At 33.9% G+C, this 22,058-nt stretch carries 21 protein-coding genes and 1 tRNA gene; 7 read left to right on the top strand and 15 right to left on the bottom strand.

Annotation, left to right across the window (positions count from 1 at the left end; translation table 11 throughout):
- Positions 1 to 95: 95 nt before the first annotated feature.
- The 5 genes from VB796_RS05885 to VB796_RS05865 all read right to left on the bottom strand — a co-directional run bounded on the left by VB796_RS05885 (position 96) and on the right by VB796_RS05865 (position 5,822).
- On the bottom strand, positions 96 to 959 hold the full coding sequence (locus VB796_RS05885; protein ID WP_109744482.1) for a sigma-70 family RNA polymerase sigma factor: 864 nt from the start codon (positions 957 to 959) through the stop codon (positions 96 to 98).
- A gap of 179 nt (positions 960 to 1,138) precedes the next feature.
- A complete protein-coding gene (gene pnp / locus VB796_RS05880; protein ID WP_323345587.1) occupies positions 1,139 to 3,268 on the bottom strand; it encodes a polyribonucleotide nucleotidyltransferase in 2,130 nt (709 codons plus the stop codon).
- A gap of 210 nt (positions 3,269 to 3,478) precedes the next feature.
- Positions 3,479 to 3,754: a 30S ribosomal protein S15 gene (gene rpsO, locus VB796_RS05875; RefSeq protein WP_323345586.1), complete on the bottom strand. Its 276-nt coding sequence runs from the start codon at positions 3,752 to 3,754 to the stop codon at positions 3,479 to 3,481.
- A 56-nt stretch (positions 3,755 to 3,810) separates the two neighbouring features.
- Positions 3,811 to 5,322 carry an LptF/LptG family permease gene (locus VB796_RS05870; protein ID WP_323345585.1) on the bottom strand — a complete coding sequence of 504 codons (1,512 nt, stop codon included), beginning with the start codon at positions 5,320 to 5,322 and terminating at the stop codon, positions 3,811 to 3,813.
- A gap of 107 nt (positions 5,323 to 5,429) precedes the next feature.
- Positions 5,430 to 5,822, bottom strand: a complete 393-nt coding sequence (locus tag VB796_RS05865) for an START-like domain-containing protein (protein WP_323345584.1) — start codon at positions 5,820 to 5,822, stop codon at positions 5,430 to 5,432.
- Positions 5,823 to 6,164: 342 nt separating this feature from the next.
- On the opposite strand from VB796_RS05865, the gene VB796_RS05860 reads away from it, so the two are divergent.
- Positions 6,165 to 6,238 (top strand) — tRNA-Met (locus VB796_RS05860).
- Positions 6,239 to 6,568: 330 nt separating this feature from the next.
- Here VB796_RS05860 and rlmD read toward each other — a convergent pair.
- The gene (rlmD, locus tag VB796_RS05855; protein WP_323345583.1) at positions 6,569 to 7,981 is read right to left on the bottom strand and encodes a 23S rRNA (uracil(1939)-C(5))-methyltransferase RlmD; all 1,413 of its coding nucleotides are present in this window, start codon (positions 7,979 to 7,981) and stop codon (positions 6,569 to 6,571) included.
- A gap of 176 nt (positions 7,982 to 8,157) precedes the next feature.
- Here rlmD and VB796_RS05850 point away from each other — a divergent pair, with 176 nt between their 5' ends.
- Positions 8,158 to 8,970, top strand: coding sequence for an SDR family oxidoreductase (locus VB796_RS05850; RefSeq protein WP_323345582.1), 813 nt, complete (start codon positions 8,158 to 8,160; stop codon positions 8,968 to 8,970).
- Positions 8,971 to 9,390: 420 nt separating this feature from the next.
- Here VB796_RS05850 and VB796_RS05845 read toward each other — a convergent pair whose 3' ends face one another.
- From VB796_RS05845 to VB796_RS05835, 3 genes are all read right to left on the bottom strand, one after another.
- Complete coding sequence (locus VB796_RS05845) at positions 9,391 to 9,624, bottom strand: hypothetical protein (protein ID WP_323345581.1); 234 nt, start codon at positions 9,622 to 9,624, stop codon at positions 9,391 to 9,393.
- Between the two features lie 88 nt (positions 9,625 to 9,712).
- Entirely contained in the window at positions 9,713 to 10,156 is a 444-nt protein-coding gene (locus tag VB796_RS05840) for a peptidylprolyl isomerase (protein WP_323345580.1), read from the bottom strand.
- A gap of 67 nt (positions 10,157 to 10,223) precedes the next feature.
- Positions 10,224 to 10,541: a DUF962 domain-containing protein gene (locus VB796_RS05835; RefSeq protein ID WP_323345579.1), complete on the bottom strand. Its 318-nt coding sequence runs from the start codon at positions 10,539 to 10,541 to the stop codon at positions 10,224 to 10,226.
- A gap of 36 nt (positions 10,542 to 10,577) precedes the next feature.
- On the opposite strand from VB796_RS05835, the gene VB796_RS05830 reads away from it, so the two are divergent.
- Together VB796_RS05830 and VB796_RS05825 are read left to right on the top strand one after the other, a co-directional pair.
- Complete coding sequence (locus VB796_RS05830; protein WP_323345578.1) at positions 10,578 to 11,465, top strand: tetratricopeptide repeat protein; 888 nt, start codon at positions 10,578 to 10,580, stop codon at positions 11,463 to 11,465.
- A 168-nt stretch (positions 11,466 to 11,633) separates the two neighbouring features.
- A complete protein-coding gene (locus VB796_RS05825) occupies positions 11,634 to 12,200 on the top strand; it encodes a YceI family protein (protein WP_323345577.1) in 567 nt (188 codons plus the stop codon).
- A gap of 115 nt (positions 12,201 to 12,315) precedes the next feature.
- Here VB796_RS05825 and menD read toward each other — a convergent pair whose 3' ends face one another.
- Together menD and VB796_RS05815 are read right to left on the bottom strand one after the other, a co-directional pair.
- Positions 12,316 to 14,046, bottom strand: coding sequence for a 2-succinyl-5-enolpyruvyl-6-hydroxy-3-cyclohexene-1-carboxylic-acid synthase (gene menD, locus VB796_RS05820; RefSeq protein ID WP_323345576.1), 1,731 nt, complete (start codon positions 14,044 to 14,046; stop codon positions 12,316 to 12,318).
- A 51-nt stretch (positions 14,047 to 14,097) separates the two neighbouring features.
- Positions 14,098 to 15,117, bottom strand: coding sequence for a cation diffusion facilitator family transporter (locus tag VB796_RS05815; RefSeq protein ID WP_323345575.1), 1,020 nt, complete (start codon positions 15,115 to 15,117; stop codon positions 14,098 to 14,100).
- Positions 15,118 to 15,244: 127 nt separating this feature from the next.
- Here VB796_RS05815 and VB796_RS05810 point away from each other — a divergent pair, with 127 nt between their 5' ends.
- Both VB796_RS05810 and VB796_RS05805 read left to right on the top strand, forming a co-directional pair.
- Positions 15,245 to 15,793, top strand: coding sequence for an NUDIX hydrolase (locus tag VB796_RS05810; protein ID WP_323345574.1), 549 nt, complete (start codon positions 15,245 to 15,247; stop codon positions 15,791 to 15,793).
- A gap of 94 nt (positions 15,794 to 15,887) precedes the next feature.
- A complete protein-coding gene (locus tag VB796_RS05805; RefSeq protein WP_323345573.1) occupies positions 15,888 to 16,499 on the top strand; it encodes a LysE family translocator in 612 nt (203 codons plus the stop codon).
- On the opposite strand, the gene VB796_RS05800 is transcribed toward VB796_RS05805, so the two are convergent.
- Positions 16,496 to 18,040: a GH3 family domain-containing protein gene (locus tag VB796_RS05800; RefSeq protein ID WP_323345572.1), complete on the bottom strand. Its 1,545-nt coding sequence runs from the start codon at positions 18,038 to 18,040 to the stop codon at positions 16,496 to 16,498. The two genes, VB796_RS05805 and VB796_RS05800, sit on opposite strands and share 4 nt — an antisense overlap.
- A gap of 111 nt (positions 18,041 to 18,151) precedes the next feature.
- Positions 18,152 to 18,928: a 5'/3'-nucleotidase SurE gene (gene surE, locus VB796_RS05795; RefSeq protein WP_323345571.1), complete on the bottom strand. Its 777-nt coding sequence runs from the start codon at positions 18,926 to 18,928 to the stop codon at positions 18,152 to 18,154.
- Between the two features lie 87 nt (positions 18,929 to 19,015).
- On the opposite strand from surE, the gene VB796_RS05790 reads away from it, so the two are divergent.
- Complete coding sequence (locus tag VB796_RS05790) at positions 19,016 to 19,591, top strand: 1-acyl-sn-glycerol-3-phosphate acyltransferase (RefSeq protein WP_323345570.1); 576 nt, start codon at positions 19,016 to 19,018, stop codon at positions 19,589 to 19,591.
- A gap of 266 nt (positions 19,592 to 19,857) precedes the next feature.
- On the opposite strand, the gene VB796_RS05785 is transcribed toward VB796_RS05790, so the two are convergent.
- Both VB796_RS05785 and VB796_RS05780 read right to left on the bottom strand, forming a co-directional pair.
- Positions 19,858 to 20,715 (bottom strand): nucleoside phosphorylase, encoded by an 858-nt coding sequence (locus VB796_RS05785; protein WP_323345569.1) that lies wholly within the window; start codon positions 20,713 to 20,715, stop codon positions 19,858 to 19,860.
- 289 nt (positions 20,716 to 21,004) lie between these two features.
- Positions 21,005 to 21,982: a rhodanese-related sulfurtransferase gene (locus tag VB796_RS05780; protein ID WP_323345568.1), complete on the bottom strand. Its 978-nt coding sequence runs from the start codon at positions 21,980 to 21,982 to the stop codon at positions 21,005 to 21,007.
- Positions 21,983 to 22,058 lie beyond the last annotated feature (76 nt).

Genomic DNA, 22,058 nt, shown 5'->3' with positions numbered 1-22,058 from the left:
GTAAATAACAATTTTATTATATAGACTAAAGTATGAGTTACAAAAAACGCCACAGCAATTATTTGCTGTGGCGTTTTTCATAATACTCAAAAAATCTATCCTAAATAAGTCTTCAAAGCCTTACTTCTTGAAGTATGACGTAAACGACGGATGGCTTTTTCTTTAATCTGACGTACACGTTCACGAGTAAGATTAAATTTCTCACCAATTTCTTCTAAAGTCATGGCGTGTTCTCCATTCAATCCGAAATATAAAGTAACTACGTCGGCTTCACGTTGCGTTAAAGTTGACAAAGCTCTCTGAACTTCACGACGTAATGAATCGTTAATCAAACCTGAATCTGGTTTATCTTCACCGTCATTTTCTAAAACGTCCAACAAAGAGTTTTCTTCACCTTGAACAAAAGGCGCATCCATTGAGACATGACGACCTGAGATTTTCAAAGTATCAACAACTTCACCCGTAGAAATTTCTAAAACCTCCGCTAATTCTTCAGGTGTTGGCTCACGTTCAAACTTCTGCTCTAATTCTGAAAACGTTTTCGAGATTTTATTTAGAGAACCTACACGGTTTAATGGCAAACGTACAATACGTGATTGCTCAGCCAAAGCTTGTAAAATTGACTGACGAATCCACCAAACAGCATAAGAAATAAATTTAAAACCACGAGTTTCATCAAAACGTTGTGCTGCTTTAATTAAACCTAAATTCCCTTCATTGATAAGGTCACCTAAACTAAGTCCTTGATTTTGATATTGTTTCGCAACAGAAACTACGAAACGCAAGTTTGCTTTCGTAAGTCTTTCTAATGAAAGTTGGTCTCCATCACGGATTTTTTGAGCTAAAATAACTTCCTCCTCTGGTGTCAACAAATCCACCTTACCGATTTCTTGTAGATACTTGTCAAGAGATTGACTTTCTCTGTTAGTAATCTGCTTACTAATTTTTAGCTGTCTCATATTTTTTAATTGGTTAACAAAACCGTTCTACTGTTGTAAAAAAGTGGATTCCGTGTAAAGCGTCCTTTTATTCGCTTTAGGCACAAAACCAAACAATTATATAAGTATTAAAACTACTTTTTATAATCGTTTGGTATTGAATATCTTAAAAGAATAACGTAAAAGCTTTAAAATTTGTTCTAATTCTTCTCTGGTTTTGGTAAAAGAGCCTTTCTTGAAAGACGATATTTACCAGTTTTCTTATCAACCTCAATCAATTTCACTTTTACTTGCTCTCCAATTTGAAGAACTCCTTCTACTGTTTCAAGACGTTCCCATTTAATTTCTGAAATGTGTAATAGACCATCTTTACCAGGCAAGAATTCAACGAATGCTCCGAAAGGCATGATTGATTTGACAACACCGTCATAAATTTCACCTTCTTCTGGAATCATCACAATACCTTTTACCATACTAACGGCTTTGTCCATAGACTCCTTGTTAGCTGAGAAAATAGATACATACCCTCCATCTGGTTTTTCTTCGATTGTTACCGTAGCACCAGATTGTTTTTGAATATCTTGAACAACTTTTCCACCAGGCCCGATTACTGCACCAATTTGCTCTTTCATGATTTTGATAACCATCGCTCTTGGCGTTTGTGGTTTCAATTCAGGTCTTGGAGTGGCAATCGCTTCTTTCATTTTGCCCAAAATGTGCAAACGTCCTTGTTTTGCTTGGTTCAATGCTTCAACCAAAACATCATAAGAAAGTCCATCAACTTTAATGTCCATTTGACAAGCTGTGATACCATTTTCAGTACCAGTTACTTTAAAGTCCATGTCACCTAAGTGGTCTTCATCTCCTAAAATATCAGAAAGAACTGCATATTTACCAGTTTTTGGGTCAGAAATTAAACCCATTGCAATACCCGAAACAGGAGCTTTAATTTTGATACCTGCATCCATTAATGCTAACGTTCCTGCACATACTGTTGCCATTGATGACGAACCGTTTGATTCAAGAATATCAGAAACTACACGGATTGTGTATGGATTTTCAGAGTCTGGAGGTAATACTTTTTTGATGGCACGCATGGCTAAATTACCATGACCAACTTCACGACGACCTGGCCCTCTGTTTGGCTTAACTTCACCCGTTGAGAAACCTGGGAAGTTATAGTGTAACATAAAGCGGTTATATCCTGAAACCATTGCAGAATCAACAATTTGCTCATCCATTTTCGTACCTAAAGTAACGGTAGTCAATGATTGTGTTTCACCACGAGTAAATACGGCTGAACCGTGTGGAGAAGGCAAATAATCAATTTCACAAGTGATTTGACGAATCTCATCTAATTTACGACCGTCTAAACGGAAACGTTCAGTAATAACCATTTGGCGAACTGCTTCTTTCTCAATATCATGGAAATAAACTTTCGCTAATGATTTATTTACCGTTGAATCTTCTGGCAAAGCATCAAAGTATTCTGCCTCAACAGCTTTGAATGATTCTCTACGACCGCTTTTACTTGGATTTGCTAATTTAGCAACTTCATAAAATTTATCGTAGTAACCTTCCCAAAGTGATTTTCTTAAATCTTCATCATGTGTTTCGTGACAATAAACACGTTTTTCAGTTTTGCCAACTTCAATCGTCAATTCAACTAATGCAGCACAATGCACTTTAATAGCGTCATGTGCAAGTCTCAAGGCTGTCAACATATCTTCTTCCGAAGATTCTTGCATTTCACCCTCAACCATTAAAATATCGTTAGCATTTGCAGCTACCAAAAGTTCCATTTCTGCTTCTACAATCTGAGCAATTGTAGGGTTCACAACAAACTCTCCTTTGATTTTAGCAACACGAACTTCAGAAATTGGACCGTTAAATGGAATATCAGAAACTGCTAACGCTGCTGCTGCTGCTAAACCTGCAAAAGCATCTGGAGAAACTTCTGAATCCGCAGAAATCATAGAGATTGCAACTTGTGTATCTGCATGATAATCTGAAGGGAAAGTAGGGCGTAAAGCTCTATCTACTAAACGGCTTACCAAAACTTCATAATCTGAAAGTTTTGATTCACGGCGTAAAAAACCTCCTGGAATTTTACCAGCAGAGGCAAATTTTTCTTGATAATCAACTGATAAAGGAAGGAAATCAACACCTTCTTTTGCTGTTTGGCTTGATACAACTGTAGCCAACAACATCATATTTCCGCTTCTCACGACCACAGAACCATCTGCCTGTTTTGCAAGTTTGCCTGTTTCGATGGTAACTTCTTTACCATCGGGCATTGTTATTTTTTTCGTAATTACGTTAAACGACATATTTTTTTGATTTTTACCTTACTACTTAGAAGACACGACTAATGGTAGAAGGATTTTGTTGGATTTGATTCGCTAATTTCTTTCTTGTCAATCATTAAATTATCATGTAGTCGTTTAGAGCAAGAAAGTTTGACAATATCATAAATTAACGAATTACCCAAAGAGAGGAAATAAAAAGTAGGCAATTGAAACAATTGCCTACCGAAAATACTATTTTCTGATGCCAAGTTCAGCGATGATAGCACGGTAACGAGAGATTTCAGTTTTGATTAAATAATCTAACAAACTTCTACGTTTACCAACTAACTTTAAAAGACCCAAACGAGTAGAGTGATCTTTTTTGTTTTTCTTTAAGTGTTCTGTCAAATGATTGATTCTGAAAGTAAACAACGCAATTTGCGACTCAGCAGAACCAGTATCGATTTTTGACTTCCCATGACCACGAGATTCGAAAATCTCCTGTTTTACTTCTGAAGTTAAATACATCTTCAACCAGTTTAAAATGTTAATAATTATGAAAACGTGCAAAAATAGCGTTTTTTTTAGCTATCTGCAAGCGTTAGTCCAAATTTATTCAAAATCCAAGTTCCAAACTTCGTTTTTTTGAATTTTCCCTTCAACTTATTAAAATAAACGGCATAAACGTCAGATTCAAACAATCTTGAATCGTTTTTCGCCTTATTTAGGAAATATAAACCTATTAAGAATAATACAACATTAGAAATCCATGCTCCCACCTGAACAATTACACGGCTTTCTTTCGCTGCTTTATCTCCCTGCTGTGTCATTACATACATTAAAATAAAGAAAACAATTGCCACTACCACTGGTAAACCAAAACCTCCTTTCTTTATAATTCCACCTAAAGGAGCTCCAATTAAAAACATCACAAATACTGCAATGGCATTGGTAAATTTATGATGCCATTCTAAATCAGTTCTATCAAAATCTTCTTCCTTAGCCATCAAAGAACTATTGCTTGATTCGGCAAATGACTGTAAACTGCTCGCCTGTGAAATGGCAAAATCAATATTTTGATAAGGATTAGCATTCGCTGTTCGAGCCAACTTTTTGGCAATTAACGAATCTACCCAGTTCCTTTTATTCTGTACTATGCGTTTCTGTTCAATTGACATTTTCTTCGGAAAAGATTTTAGCTCATACGTGTAATAAGTTTGGGCAGAACGGACAAAACTTTCCTTAATAACTCGATATGATTTTTTTAATGAGTCTGAATCACTACCTAATTCCGAAAGTCCACGCATAATTTGGTGGTGTTTAAACTGGTCTTCCTCAGTCTTGTGCATATCAAAAGCAGATAAACTCATGATGACTTTACTTTTTGTAAAAGCATTCATTGCCATATCAGTTTGATTAGAATTTCCAGTTTTATCCGCATCTTCTGTATAGTCATTACCATTAAATAATTCAAAAATCAGGTATTGTTTATTCATAATGGTGTACATCAAAGCAGAATCTGCAATAGTAACGTGGCGGTCACCGTCTGACTTAGTATGGTCAAAAATGATTATATTTTTGAGTGACTTATTGTCTGGATACTTTTTGGATACTTTGATGCTATAACCTGGCAAGTCATTATAAAAAATCCCTTCTTTAATATTTAGGGTGGTTTTGGTTGTTTTGATATCATACAAGAGACTATATCCTTTCAAATTTGCCCATGGCAAAGCAACATTGTTAAACCAAAATGCAAAAATGCTGATAATGACAGCAACTACAAGCATAGGCTGCATAGCTCGGGTAATTGAAATACCTGCACTTTTGATAGCAGTCAATTCGAAAAACTCTCCTAATTTTCCGTAAGTCATCAAAGTGGATAATAACATTGCAAGTGGTAAAGCAATTGGTACAGTAATCAAGCTAAAATAGAAAAATAGCTTTAAGTACACTTCTACCCCCAAGTCTTTTCCAAATAAATCAGCAAAATAAGCCACAATAAGTCTCATTAAGAAAATGAAAATTACAACCGCCAAAGTCATGACAAAAGGTTGCCAAAAAGATTTCAGAATAAGTTTATCAATTTTTTTAATCATAATACAGTCAATAAAAATGCTCGTGAATCAGAATGAAACACGAGCATCGTGCGTTATTTACAACGCAAAATTACATGAAATTGATTTCTTGAAATAGTTAAATACTCTTAATTTCCAACGATTTCCTTCAATTTATATATTAAATCTTCCCACAATTCAGTCAGTTCTTCATCGTCAGTATTAGCAGAATAATCTACAATCTTTAAATACGTTGAACCTGTCAACTCACTAACATCCATTTTGAACTCTAAATAGTTATGGTCACGCTCTTCGGAATTGGAAGGAATAAAATCAAACTTTGCTGATTTATTTAAGCGTAATTGAGAAAGCTTTGCGATATGACTTTCACCATCCCAATGAAAATCAAAAGTTGAACTATCTTTCAAAGTAACTTTTTCCGCAAACCACTGCTGCATACCTGAAGCTGAACTTATGTATGGGAAAAGCACTTTTGGAGACGCTCTTAATTCAAACTCTGCGACAAATTTATGTTTACTCATATTTCTAAAAGATTTAGCGTATTTTGAATCGGCAATTAACAATGTTTACAAAATACATAGGCAATAAAGTCCCGAAACTCTCTATTGGCAAAGGTATAAATGTTAAAGAAATTCGCAAGCATTTTTTTTAATTTTACAGAGCTAAAGTGCTAAATAAAAACCTTTCCTATTGATTATCAACTAGTTAAGCCTTAAAATAATTTAATTTATCAAAAAAAATATTTTTACAAAAGTGTGCTTTTAAGTAATTGATTATCAACGAGTAATGAAAAACTTTCAAAATAATATCAAAATGATTTGTCTTGAAATATTAAAATTCTTAATTTTGCACCACATTAATACTGCGGGATAGCTCAGATGGTTAGAGCGTAGGATTCATAACCCTAAGGTCGGCAGTTCGATCCTGCTTCCCGCAACTAATAAAGCCTTTACTGAAATTTCAGTGAAGGCTTTTTGCTTTATCACAAGTTTCCAACCTGTCTTCTTCTAAGAGCATAAAAAAGACAGGTTAGAAACCTGTACTACTAAAATAAAAAAAACAGGTTAGAAACCTGTACTACATAAAATAAAAAAAACAGGTTAGAAACCTGTACTACTAAAATAAAAAAAAAACAGGTTAGAAACCTGTACTACTAAAATAAAAAAAAAACAGGTTAGAAACCTGTACTACATAAAATAAAAAAGACAGGTTAGAAACCTGTACTACTAAAATAAAAAAAGACAGGTTAGAAACCTGTCTCTGCAATTTATCTTAAATCTAACCTTACAACATTTTCCACATGATGGGTTTGTGGGAACATATCTACTGGTTGAACGGCTGTTACAGCATATTTCTCATCTAAAAGTGCTAAATCTCTCGCTTGAGTTGCAGGATTACAACTTACGTACACGATTCTTTTAGGAGCAGCTTCCAACAAAGTTCTCACCACAGGTTCATCCATTCCTGCACGTGGAGGGTCGGTAATAACGGTGTCTGGTCGTCCGTGTTGGCTCACAAAATCGTAACTTAAAAGTTTACGCATATCGCCTGCGAAAAATTCTGTATTGGAAATATTATTAATTTGGGAATTAATTCTTGCGTCTTCAACAGCCATTTCAACGTATTCAAGACCAATTACTTTTTTGGCTTGTCTGGCTACAAAATTGGCAATTGTCCCTGTGCCTGTATAAAGGTCATAAACAAATTCATCTCCTTGTAAATCAGCGTATTCACGAGTAATTTTATACAACTCGAAGGCTTGCTTTGAGTTAGTTTGGAAGAAAGATTTTGGACCTACTCTAAATTTCAAATCCTCCATTTGTTCAACTATATATGGCAAACCTTTGAAATTCACAACTTCTAAATCAAAGAAAGTGTCATTCCCTTTGGTATTGACTACATAGTTTAAAGAAGTGATTTCTGGGAATTTTTCGGCCAAATAATTCATTACCAAATCAATATCTTCAGGTTGACAATAAGCAAACTGAACAATTACCATCAAATCTCCTGTATTAGCAGTTCTGATAACTACGTTCCGCATTGCTCCTTTTTCTTGTTTTATTTGCTCATAATAATCAAGATTATTTTCTTGCGTAAAGTCTCTCAAAGCCAATCTAATAGCATTTGAAGGGTCAGGTTGAAGATAACAATGGTCAATATCTAAAATTTTATCATAACGTCTTGGAATGTGAAAACCCAATGCATTTCTTGAAAATTCTTGTCCAGAATCGATTTGCTCTTGCGTTAACCAACGATTTTGAGAAAAAGTATATTCTAATTTATTACGGTAATAAAATGTCTCTGCCGAAGGGAAAATAGGTTTAATTTCTGGTAAATCTACCTTCGCAATTCTCTCTAAAGCATCCGTTACTTGTTTCGTTTTAAATTGCAATTGAACCTGATAATCAATATGTTGCCATTTACATCCACCACAAGTACCAAAGTGAGAACACGTTGTTTGTGTTCTAAATTTTGATTCAGGACGAATATTAAAAGCAACAGCTTCCATGAAACTCGATTTGGATTTCATCACTCGTAAATCTGCATAATCACCAGGTGCAACAGGGCCTTCTATGAAAACAACTTTGTCGTTTATACGACTCAGACACTTTGCTTCTGAGGCAAAATCTTCAATTAAAATATTCTCAAAAATAATATTTTCTTTTTTTCTCTTTTTCATTCTGTTTTGTAAAACGAACAGTCTTGTCCGATGAAATATACTTAACGAACAGGGCTGTCCGTCGTTACATAAAAACACAAAAGTACGGACTCTAAAAATTATTATTGATAAAAAAGCACGAATTTTAGGAAAATGAAAGAATTTTGTAGAATATTCAACCACCATAAAACTCTTTTATGAAAGATAAAGTAGTAATTATTACAGGAGCATCCTCAGGTATTGGAAAAGCATTAGCATTTTCATTTGGTAATGAAGGAGCCAAAATTGTTATCACTGGTAGAAAAAAAGCACCTTTAATGGAAGTAAGTCAAGAACTTACCACCTTGGGGATTGACAATTTAGCTATCGTTTCTGATGTGAGTATTGAAGCTGATAATGCAGAAATGGTACAAAGAACCATTGAAAAATACGGTAAAATTGACATTTTGATAAACAATGCAGGCATTTCAATGCGAGCGATGTTTGAAGATTGTGACCTAAATGTTATCAAAACGTTGATGGATATTAATTTTTATGGAACTGTTTATGCGACAAAATATGCTTTACCGTACATCAAAGCTACCAAAGGTTCAATTGTAGGTGTTTCGTCCATTGCAGGTTATAGAGGTTTACCTGTACGCTCGGGCTACTCGGCTTCAAAATTTGCCATGAATGGCTTTTTGGAGGCATTACGTACTGAACTTTTACACACAGGTGTTCATGTCCTGACGGCTTGTCCAGGTTTTACAGCATCAAATATTAGAGTGGCTTCGTTGGGAGCAGATGGAAGTTCAAAAGGTGATTCTATGCGAGATGAAGGAAATATGATGTCGTCGGAAGAGGTGGCAGATAGGATTTTAAAAGCTGTAAAAAATCGTGACAGAGGAATGATTCTGACTTTACAGGGGAAAATGGCTGTTTTAATCAATAAGATTTTCCCGAAATTAGCTGACAAATTGGTTTACAATGCTTTGGCGAAAGAAAAGGATTCTCCTTTGGCGAAAAAATAAAACGGAATTATGTACTTATTAATGCAAGATGAAATTTTAACCATATTAACCGCTGACGGGGTGAAAAACCACCGTCAGGGTTTTTGATTCAGACCCCTGACGGCGGTTTTTCACCCCGTCAGCGGTTCTGCATTAATAGGTATATAGTTCCGAAATAAAAACGTTGAACTATGATTTTAAGAATATTAAGAAGCTGTTTAGGTTAATTTTTTGAACGTGAAAATGATAAGTTTTTGAGTGAAAATCATTTATAAAATTTAAGCATAACAGCGTTACGTTTCAATTTTATGAATGATTTGTAGCCTAAAAATTACTCTTTTTAACTCGAATAAATTAACCTAAACAGCTTCTAAGATTTAAGTTATTGGATAAACTCTAATTCTTAAATCTTTAAATCTCAAAAATCATAGTTCAGACAAATCACAACAACTCCCCAATATCTGCGTACATTTCATGAAAACGTTTAATAACTTTCTGAATAAATGTATCGTCAATCATCTCTTTAACGGTCTCTTCAGAAGCATCCATTTCGGAAATTTTATAAACTTGTTCTAAATCAGCCGTTTCAAATTTCACGAAAAATTTTGCGTTCCATTTATATAAAGAAATTTTCATGTCAGGACTTGAGCCTGTAAGTTCACCGATAAAATACATATTTGTGTGATGTGGAATTAAGTATTTAGGGGTTAAAATTTGGGTAGAAGTGCAAACTAACGCCCAAATTTTAACCCCTATCAATTATTTACGCAACTTCTTCAATAATGGTAATCTTTTGGATATGGTCACCTTCACGGATTTTGTCAATTACGTCTAAACCTTCCACTACTTTTCCGAAACAAGTATGACGACGGTCAAGGTGGGCAGTTTGCTGACGGCTATGACAAATAAAGAACTGAGAACCTCCAGTATTTGGTCCACGATGAGCCATTGACAACACTCCACGGTCATGGTATTGATTATTTCCAGTCAATTCGCAAGGAATAGAATAACCTGGACCTCCACCACCTGTTCCATCAGGGTCGCCACCTTGAATAACAAAGTTTGGAATTACTCTGTGGAAAGTTAAACCATCGTAAAATCCTTTTTTAGATAAATCTGTAAAGTTTTTCACGTGAATTGGAGCATCTTGCTCATAAAATTCAATCACCATTAGACCTCTATCGGTCAGCATTTCAGCTTTAATCATTTTTGTATTGTATTTAAAATCTCAATATTTTCTACAAAATTAGGAACAAAAGCCCTCTTGTCATAGTTCAAATTTTGACTTTACCACTCAGAATATCGAAAAACATCATAAAATCACTGGCAAGACTGTAAAAGGGGTGCTTAAAAGTGGCAGGTTTATTTTTCTCAAAAAAGAAATGTCCAACCCAAGCAAATCCGTATCCCACCAATGGAATAAACCATAAATATTGGTAGTCAGCAGTCAACAATCCTAAAATCAAAATGAGAATTATCAAACCTGTTCCAATAAAATGGAGTAATTTTGAAATGGAATTTTGATGTTCGGTTAGATAATAGGGGTAAAATTCTTTTAAACTTTCAAAATTTTGAGCTTTAAAATCTTTCATTTTTATAATTATTTAAAGATTAAATTTATACATTTCGTGAAAATAACAAAATATTTACTCATTTTCAACATCTTCCTGTTAACAGGCTCATGTGGCACAGACAAGACTGAAGAGTCAATAAAATTCTTCAAAAGAGGAAATTATAAGCTAAAAGATAAAGAATATCAAGAAGCAATCCACTGGTTTGATGAGTCAATTATCCAAAATCCAAAATTTGCCGACGCATACAATAATCGAGGATTAGCAAACCAAAAGTTTGATAAATTAGAAGAAGCCTTAATAGATTTTGATAAAGCTATTGAATTGGACAAAAAATATTGGGAGGCATATTATAATCGTTCAGAGGCACTTGCTCAAAAGGGTGATTTACAGAATGCTTTGGCAGATTTAGAAAAAATTGCAGTAGCATTTAAAGACTCCTCCTTTTATTACGTCAGTCGGGGAAATATTAAATCTCAACTCAAAAATTCATCAGGTGCAACAGCAGATTATGAAAAAGCAATACAACTAAATCCTAAAAATGCTGAAGCTTACACAAACCATGGTGTAATTTATTTTGAAAATAAAGAGTATAATTTAGCTAAAAGCGACTTTTTGAAAGCAATTGAGTTAAATTCCAAGCAAGATTTTGCCCTCAATAATGTCGCATTCATATTGGCAGAAGAAAAAAAATATGATGAAGCATTAAAATATGTTGATTCAGCGTTAAAAATAAATCCAACGCAACCATTTTATATTAACAATAAAGGAATGATTTTGTTAAATTTAGGGAAATTGGAAGCAGGTAAAGAATTAATAGAAAAATCAATTAGACTTGATGATAAAAATTACTTGGCTTATCAAAATTTAGGGCATTATTTTGAGTTAAAGGGCAATAAAACCAAAGCGATTGAAAATTTTGACAAAGCGAAAAGTTTACAATAGACATTGTCAATTGAAGAGATTAGTTGAATAAATAGCCGAGTTGTCGAAAAGTAAAGCCAAATTGTCTATTTAGAGCATAAAGTTTAAGACTTTGCTACTTAATTTGTAAAGTAATTCAAATAAACTCGAAATTTAAACGCTTAGTCTCACAGTCAAACCAAATTCAAAATGAAAAAAATCGCTATTTTATCATTGGTAATGTTTGTTTCATTATCAACCTTTGCACAAAAATGGAATGTAGATAAATCCCATTCAAAGCTTGGTTTTACAGTTACTCACTTGCTGATTTCTGAAGTTGATGGTAATTTTAAGAAATTTGACGCTACCGTAACCTCATCAAAAGATGATTTTACAGATGCAGTTTTTGATATTACTGCTGATGTTAGTAGTGTGTCAACAGATAATGAAATGCGTGATGGACATTTAAGAAAACCAGATATGTTTGATGCGGAAAAATTTCCAACTTTTACATTCAAAAGCACTTCAATCAAGAAAATTGACGCTAAAAAATTCAAATTAGATGGAAATTTAACTTTGAAAGGAGTTACAAAACCAGTTACCTTTGATTTGACATTAAATGGTGTTGGTAAAAATATGAGAACTCAGAAGCCAATAGCAGGCTTTAAATTGACAGGAACAATTAAACGTACAGACTTTGGTGTAGGCGGAATGCCAGACTCAGTTGTAAGCGAAAATATTGAGGTAAGAGCAGTTGGAGAATTCGGAAAAGAATAACTAAAACTTCATCCATACAAACAAGTAGAAACACAGCTTTAAATTGTGTTTTTAATTGAAGAAATGAGAAAGACCTGCTGTTTTACGGCAGGTCTCTTCTTTTACTTTCATACCGCTAACTTGTGATTAAATCTGTTTGAAAATTGGCTTTAAATTCTTTAAATACGGTAGTATTAATCAAAGTGTTCGTTTCTATTTCTAAAATTTTCGCTTTCCCTTCCTGCCTTAAAAAAGGCAATGCAAATGTTTCTAATTCCCTGAAATTTAACACCTTATCATATTCCATCTCAGCATCAAGTGCAGTATTTCGAGCATCCATTGTTTGGAGTGTTTCAAAATAATCATTCAACTCTGGTTGTTTACTTGGCCCATCAATCATTCTAAAAATTCCACCTCCATGATTATTCAATAAAATAATTCTTAAATTATTAGGTAAATACCGATTCCACAAGGCATTTCTATCGTAAAAAAAGGCAACATCACCCACCAACAAAAAAACCAATTTATCGGTACTTAATGCCGCACCAACCGCCGTACTGACACATCCATCAATTCCGCTCGTGCCTCTATTGGCGAAAACTTCAACATCCTTTTTGGGGTCAACCCCAATATAATTTGCGTACCGCACAGACATCGAATTTGCTAAATGTAGTTGACAATTAGCTGGCAAAGCATTTAATAAATATTTAATGGCAAAAAACTCATTAAATTTATCTTGATGACTTTTATTTTGAAAAAACCTTTCAAGATAAATATGTGCTTTTCTTTCTTGTTCGAACCATTGGTTTTTAAAATACTCATTTCTTTCTTCTTCTCCATTCCTAAATTGTTCAAAGTCCAAATCTTCATACAGTTTAGTAAAGAAATCAATTGGTTTAAGCGGTAATATTTTTGTGATGGATTGGAAAGTATCAATTAAATGTTCGTCAATTTGTAGATGCCAATGCTCAATTGCTTTATTATTTCTCAAAAAAGTCTTTAAACCCTTAGAAATAACCGACTTTCCATAAGTAATCAGTAATTCTGGCTTCAAATTTACGGCATCAGCTTTAAGAAATAAATCGTGTTTTGAGATAGAATCAAATCCAAGATTTGAAATAGAATCACCAATACAAACTATTTGAAATTCATCTTGTAACTTTTTTAAAACTGACGATAAATCATCATTTTTGTCCGACTGTCCACCTACAATTAATATTTTATCAAAGTCTTGAAATTGATTTAGAATTTCATTCCAAGTTTCCTTCGATAAATTTCTTTCACTTTTAACAATTTCAATGACTCTTGAATTTAAGTTAAAATTAATTGCTTCATTTTCAGCAGGATAGAATGGTTCACGTAAAGGTATATTAATATGTACTGGCCCACAAGGTTCAGTATTTGCCAAATTTATGGCATCATTAATTGTTCTTTCAATTTGCCAAACCGCATCTGGATGTGAATAATCTGCCCCAATTTCAAAACTCTTTTTAACGTGCTTTCCAAAAATATCAGTTTGATAAATCGTCTGACCATCGTTTTGGTGAATCCATTCTTTCGGACGGTCAGCGGTTAAAATAATAAGTGGTATTTCTTGAAAAAAGGCTTCTGCAACCGCTGGTGCATAATTATAAGCTGCCGAACCAGAAGTGCAACAAATAGCCACGGGTTCTTTCAGGTTTTGTGACATACCTAAGGCAATAAATGCCGCCGACCGTTCATCAGAAATAGATTTCGTTTCAATATCAGGATGACGCACCAACGCAATCGTTAAAGGTGCGTTTCTTGAACCTGGTGAAATGATGGCATTCTTTACTCCTTTTTTTGAGAGAATATTGATAAAATTTACTATCGGCTGAAGTAGCATATTATGTAGGAGTAAGTTTTGAAAATAAGTTGTTAGCTCGAAAAGAAGTTATTATATCTTTTCGAGAAAATGTTTTTGGTTTAAGGATAAATTAACCTTATTCCAATCAATATCAACGGTTTTAGGTACTTGTCTGATTGGGCAATTTTCAATTTTACAGTAATGACAACATTCTGGCAAACAAGGGTCAGTGTGGATAAAAATCTCTACATCTGAATTGAAACTTTCGCCAATAATATCTTCAAATTCATGGACAACTTCGTGTACTTTTTCAAGATTCCAATATCGTGGAAGTGTTAAATGAGCATCAATATGAATATCTGCTCCGTACTCTTGAATTCTCAAATTGTGCATATCAATCCAATCGTTCTTTTGATTAGATTTTAAAATATCAACAACCTTTTCCAATACCTCTTCATTTGTCTCGTCCATCAATCCTCCGATTGATTTTCTAATAATTTTCACCCCATTCCATGCCATGAAAAGTGCAAAAATAATAGAAGCAACCCCGTCTATCCAAACAATGTTTGTCAAATACACCAATATTACTGCCGTTACTAAAATCAATCCACTAACTGCATCTAATTTCAGATGTTTTCCATCTGCTATTAAAGTTGGCGAACTTCGTATAACACCCTCTTTTTCAATAAAATACCCTAATAAATAATTAATAATTGTACCTGCGGAAATAATAATTAGTCCAATCTGCAAATCATTGAATTGCGTAGGATGAATAAGACTTTCTGAAGCATGAAATACAATAAAAACACTCGCTAAAACAATCAGAACACCCTCCAATCCTGCTGAGAAAAATTCAATTTTACCATGCCCATAAGGATGATTCAAATCTTTGGGTTGCGATGCTAAATAAATAGCATAAAAGGCAAATGCACTCGCTACTACATTGATAATAGATTCCAACGCATCGGTTAAAATAGCACTCGAATAAGTAGTATAATAGGCTATGAATTTACCAATCATTAACAAGGTACTAATTACAAAAGATAAGAAAATCCATTTGTACTTTTTAAAGTCACTTGCCAAAAAATCAGCCTTGAACAATTCAGTCATAATAAATTTATTAAACGATTATGGAGAATTTTGAAAACAAATACAAACTACGTTCTGATTCAAAATTGAAGTGCAAAGTTACGAAATTCAAATTTTAATATTCGTACCTTCTGTTTACCTTTGCAAAATGAATATTTACGAAAATCCGTGGAAAAAAGTTTCTTCTCATGAGGTGTACGACAACCCTTGGGTGAATGTAAGGCACGAAGAAGTGATTAAACCAAATGGCGAGGCTGGAATTTATGGGGTTGCACATTTTAAAACAAAAGCAGCAGCAGTATTACCTCTTGATGAAAACAACAACACATGGCTTGTCGGTCAATATCGTTATACTTTAGAAGAATACTCTTGGGAAATTCCAATGGGTGGAGGAGATTTGAACGGTGATAGTTTGGACGCAGCCAAAAGAGAATTGAAAGAAGAAACTGGCATGACTGCCAACAAATGGACTGATTTAGGGAAATTACACACCTCCAATTCTGTAACCGATGAATATGGCTTTATGTTTTTAGCGGAAGAGTTAACATTTGGTGAAGCTGAACCTGACGATACTGAAATATTAGCCCTTAAAAAAGTGAGCTTGAAAGAAGCCGTAAGAATGGTAATGGATTCTGAAATAACGGATTCATTGAGTATTGCCACAATTCTCAAAGTTGCTCGTTTAAAAGGTATATAATTTTACGAAGGATTTAAGAAACTGTTAAGTCGAAAAACATTATTCTGCAATGAATCTTACGTATTGCCTAAATCCAAACTCCTAATCTCTACTTATGTTTCAAGCAATATTTTTTGGATTCCTTTATGGGTTTATTTTATGCTTCACTTTTGGCCCTGCATTTTTTAGATTAATACAAACAAGTATTGACACGGGCTTCAAAAGAGGGGTTTTAATTGCGTTGGGGGTAACTATTGCAGATTCTATACTAATGTTTTTTGCAGTTTTTGGAACAAGTTTACTTCCCAATTTGGAGCATTTTGATGATGTAATTTCTGTCGTTGGAGCAAGTTTATTGTTTATTTTGGGTTTCAACAGTTTATTCAAAGAACAGTCGCAGTTAGTCTATCCAACATCAAAATTTGGCTCATTTCTTTATTATTTTACATCGGGCTTATTTTTAAATTTATTGAATCCTTCCAATTATGTAGCCGTTTTTGCAACTTCAGCCTATTTAGTAGCCAAAGGTTTAACACTCAATGAAAGAATTGGATTTTTTCTTTTCAGTTTAATAGCAACGATGATTGCAGAATCATTAATTGCGTTTTATGCTCAAAAAATGAAAAGATTATTAACAAAAAAAGTCCTAAAACGAATCAATCAAGTTGCTGGCTTAATCTTCATCGGTTCAGGACTTATGATACTTTGGAAACAATTTATGAATTAATTATTGGCTAAATAACTTTCCCATTCTTGGATTTGAGCAGTATTTTTCAAAACTCGTGGAAATTTATTTTGCCCACCCGTTTTACCTTTTGACTCCATAAATTGGTAAAAGGTTTTGGTTTTCAAAACCTTCATATTAACATCTCGAAGAGCGTGCTTTCGTTCAACTGGATAATCGTCATTAATTTCACACAGCGTCTCATCTATAAATGTCATCAATGACTGCTCATCTACATTATCGTCTGTGCCAACATACCAATGATGTCCAAATGTGCCATCCATTTTCTTTCCAACCACTGTAAATTCTCTTATATCAATATCAAATTTCTTACAAGCTAACTCAATCGCTTTATTCATATTATCAACTGAAAGATGTTCGCCGCAAAGGCTCAAAAAGTGCTTTGTTCTGCCTGTAATCACAATTTCAGCTTTCTTTTTGTTCGTAAATTTAATGGTATCGCCAATTAAATATCTCCATGCTCCCGATACCGTAGAAATTAAAAGAGCATACTCCACTCCTTCTTCCACTTCATCAATCATCAACGTTTCTGGTTTTTCAATCATTACGCCATCATCATCAAAATTTTCTTCATTAAATGGAATAAATTCGAAGAAAATACCGTTGTTCAACACCAAAGCCATGTCTGTATCGGGTGCCGTTTGATAAGCCATGAAACCTTCTGATGCCAAATAAGTTTCGATATAAATAATAGGACGACCCAATAATTTTTCAAAACCCTGTTTGTATGGTTCAAAACTTACACCTCCGTGACAAAAAATCTCTAAATTGGGCCAAACTTCATGGATATTTTTAACGTTATATTCTTTAATGATTTTCTCCATCAAAATCTGAATCCACGCAGGCACACCCACGATAAATCCAATATCCCAATCTTTTGCTTTCTTGGTTATTTTATCCAATTTTTCGCTCCAATCCTTCGTTTCAGCAATTTTTTTTCCAGGTTTATAAAATCTTTCAAACCAAAATGGTATTTTCCCTGCGGTAATTCCACTCAAATCGCCTTCAAAATAATCTCCTTTATCCTGTAACTTGGTACTTCCTCCCAACATCAAATAGCCTTTTTCAAAAAGTTCGGAAGGTAAATTTTTATATTCAGATAAAGCTAAAATTTGCCTTATCGACGTTCGATGAATCGCCTTTACCATATCTTTGGTAACGGGAATATGCTTTGAAGCTGCTTCGGAAGTTCCAGAACTCAACGCAAAATATTTAATACTACCGACCCACGAAACATTCTTTTCGCCTTCAAGAGTTTTGTGCCACCAATCTTTATACATCTTATTGTAATCATAAACTGGGACTTGCTTTTTGTATTTAGTATAAAACTCTTTATCGCTCGAATACAATGCAGCATTCATAATATCTTCAAAACCAAAAGCCTCACCAAATTGTGTAAAACGACCTTTATTTAATAGCTTGACCAACGTTTTTCGCTGAATTTTTGCCAAATTAGATTTCGGACGTTTCATTAAACCCGAAAGCCCAATTCCTCTTTTTACTATATTTCCAACTATTGCCATGTGGTGGGTTGATAATGTCTAATTTTAAAAAATAGCTATCAATTCAATAATCAGGCTGATGATTAAAGAAAATTAATAGCCAATTTTTGAAGTTTAAATATGAATGTATCTTTAAAACCAAGTTTTTATTTTTTCAACTGCTTGATAATCAGTTAAATCAAATTTCACAGGAACAATTGCTACATAATTCTCTTTCAAGGCATCCTCGTCAGTTCCTCCGCCCTTGTCCTCATTCTGTAAAAAACCATCCATCCAATAATATGCTCTACCATAAGGGTCTTTGCGTTCCTCAAAAGATTCTCGGAATAAAGCATCTGTCTGACGACAAATTTTAATTCCCTTAATCGGTTCTTCTGATAATTTTGGGAAATTAACATTTAAGGCAACACCTTGAGGAAGCCCATTTTCCAGAACTTTTAAAGATATATTCTTGACATATTCTTTGGTATGAGAAAAATCAGCTTCTGCTCCAAAATCACATAAAGAGAAGCCAACAGCAGGAATTCCCTCGATGGCAGCTTCAATAGCAGCAGACATAGTTCCACTATAAATTACGGCAATTGACGAATTTGAACCATGATTAATCCCCGAAACGACTAAATCAATTTTTCTGCCTTTTAAAATAAAATGTTTTCCAAATTTTACACAATCCGCAGGTGTTCCACTACATTTGTATGCCTCTACATTTTCTATTTCTGGTAAAAAATCCTTTACTTTAGAAACTCGTAACGGACGGTCGAGCGTAATGGCGTGTCCCATACCTGATTGGTGTGTATCTGGGGCAATAACAACGACTTCACCAATTTCAGACATTACTTCTGCTAAAGTTTTGATACCTTTTGCAGCAATTGAATCGTCGTTGGCAATTAGAATTAAGGGTTTTTGCATTATATTTTAGATAAATAAATGGTTTAACTTGAAACCGAAATCAAATATAAGTAGATTTGTTTTTGAGACCAATTAACCATACCTTTTATGTTAAAAATCATCAGTAGCTTTTTATTAAAAATTTCAGGTTGGAAAATAGTTGATACTACACCAAACGGCGTGATAAACTACTCAAAGGCAGTCATGATTGCTGCTCCACACACATCCAATTGGGATTATTTTTATTGTATGATAATCGTTTTGAGGGTAGGACTTCCATTCAAGTATTTAGCAAAAGATTCTCTTTTTAAATTTCCTTTGGGTATCATCATTCGAGGTTTAGGAGGTGTTCCCGTTATTCGTTCACAAAAAAACAATTTGGTAAATGATATGGGAGGAATGATAAAAAATAGTCAAGAATCAATACAATTAATTGTGCCAGCAGAAGGAACTCGCTCTTATTCAAAAGAATGGAAATCAGGTTTTTATCATATTGCTGTCACTGCTGGTGTTCCGATAATTTTAGGTTTTTTAGACTTCAAAAAAAAAGAAGGTGGGTTTTTGAATGTATTTTATCCAACTGGAAATTATGAGCAAGATTTATTCGAAATACAAAAACAATACGCCAATGTTACGCCCAAATTCCCAGAAGATAACTCATTAAAAAACATGAAGTTTGATTAGGTATTTTGGAAAACCGACTCTAATCAACCCTTAAAATCTTGTCAATTTTCGATGAGAAAACCATTTCCGACATGAATCAGTTGGCTATGTTCTACTCCATAAAAGTCTTGTAAAATTTGCTATATTACCAACATAGTTAATTTATATTACCAATTAGGTTGTATGAAAACAATAGTTATACGAACGTTCTCTTTTCGGGAATCATTTTGAATCAACAAAAAATACTATCGGTACAATTTAACGAACCAAAACCTAATTTCTGACAACTATCTCAATCTTTCCAATACTTGTTTAATTAAAGTATCAACTTGTTTTTCTGGATTTTTCGAAAATTCATTTGATTTTCTACTTGCTAAAATGGCACTAATCGACAAAACTTGATGTCCCAACAATTTGCCCATCAAATAATAACCCGCAGTCTCCATTTCAAGATTCGAAAGTCTGATTCCATCTAAATTAAAGGAACTCATTTTTTCCATCAAACCATTAATTTTAGCCTTGTATCTCAAAACCCTTCCTTGTGGTGCATAAAAACCTGGACACGTTACGGTAGTTCCTTCAACCCAGTTTTCTGGGGCATTATCCATAAAATGGTTAAACAAATCAGCTCCAGCAGGATTACAATAAGGTAAAAAGTCCAAACCCAACGTATTTTTTAGTTTTTCTGTGATATTATTTCCATAGCTATCATAAAAGAACCCCAAAGCATCCATGCCAATGCCTAATGCTGAGACTACCACACTATTAATTGGTATGTTGGCTTGTAAACTGCCAGATGTACCAATCCTAATTATATTTAAAGATTTATGCTTAGGTTTTACCTCACGGGTTTGGAAGTTTACATTGACAAGGGCATCCAATTCATTCATCAAAATTTCGACATTATCTGTCCCAATTCCACTTGAAATAACGGTTATTCTTTTCTTTCCTAATTTACCTGTGTGCGTTACAAATTCCCGTTTATTGACTTTAATTTCTACTGAGTCAAAATATTTAGAAACCATTGGTACTCGTTCAGGGTCTCCAACAGTAATAATGGTATCCGCTATATGTTCTGGGCGTAAATTAAGGTGATAAATACTACCGTCGGGATTGAAAATTAAATCAGTTTCAGAAAGTTTCATGATTTGAATTCGATTGTGTTGATGAGATGATAATGAACCTGTTTAAGCTTATTCCTTTTGTTGTAAATTGTTTTAATTGAACAAAAAGTATAAACAAGTTCAATTTTATGTTTAGTAGAATAAGAAGCTGTTTAAACTTTTGCTACCCATGCAAATTGTCTATTATTTAATGAAGACCTCTTTAAAAATAAACAAATTTTCAAACGATATTGAAAGTTTAAACAGTTTCATTGAGAAAATTTTGGCGTACTCGATACTAAAAGACTTAATTTAAACCGAAAAAGAAAGTTTAAAAAGTTTCAATATTAACCTTCGTTCTTTGACGACTTTTAAAACCAAATTCTGCCGTGTAATTATCCGACTGTTTTGAATAATACCCTTGTGAATTATAAGGTCTTTTTCTGGGATGTTCCTTACATTCGGTGGAACAAGCCCCTTCCATTTCTTTGAGACACGCTGGACAAATGGCCAAATGTTCATTACATTCAGGATTGGCACAATTAACCATCTGGTCTGAATTTGTGCTACAAATATGACATTTTGAAATTACTTCTGGATTCACAGAGTTAACTTCGGCAGTTACCCGATTATCAAATACATAACATTTTCCTTCAAAATCCTCGCCACCTTCTTCGAGTCCATATTTAATAATGCCACCATGCAGTTGATATACATTTTCGAAACCTTGGTCAAGTAAGTAAGCTGAAGCTTTCTCGCACTTAATACCACCAGTACAATAGGTGATAATTTTCTTATTTTTTAAATGTTCAATCTCATTTATATGGTCAGGCAATTCTCTCAATGTATCCATATCGAAGGTAATTGCCCCTTTAAATCTACCGACTGAATGTTCGTAATTTGACCTCATATCCACCAGAACAACGTCAGGGTCATTTTTATACATCTTTTTAAAGTCAGCAGGTTCGAGATGAGTACCTGTTCTTTCTAAGGGATTTACAGGTAAATCAGAATTTACAATTTCTTCTTTTACCCGAACATGGAGCTTATTAAAGGCGTGTTTTTCGTGAGTTTCAACTTTAAAATCAAAATTAGTACCTGCAAAAATTGGGTCATTTTCAAGCCAATTCATGTATTTGTCACAATCTTCTTTAAGACCAGAAACAGTTCCGTTCAGTCCTTCAGAAGCTACGATAATCCTACCTAAAAGGTTATTTTCCAAACAAAACAAGTGATGTTTTTCACGATACGCCTCCGCATCGAGAATGGGCGTGTAATTATAATACAGAATTACACTATACTGATTCATCTTCAACATGAGTTACAGTTTTTTTAGTGAAACAAAACAATCCGACCAATTCAAATTGCCCTACAAAGTTACGAAA

The sequence above is a fragment of the Arcicella sp. LKC2W genome, assembly GCF_034931005.1.
GTDB lineage: Bacteria > Bacteroidota > Bacteroidia > Cytophagales > Spirosomataceae > Arcicella.
Note: the sequence above shows the minus strand (reverse complement) of the source record. Positions and strands in the feature narration are given on the sequence as shown.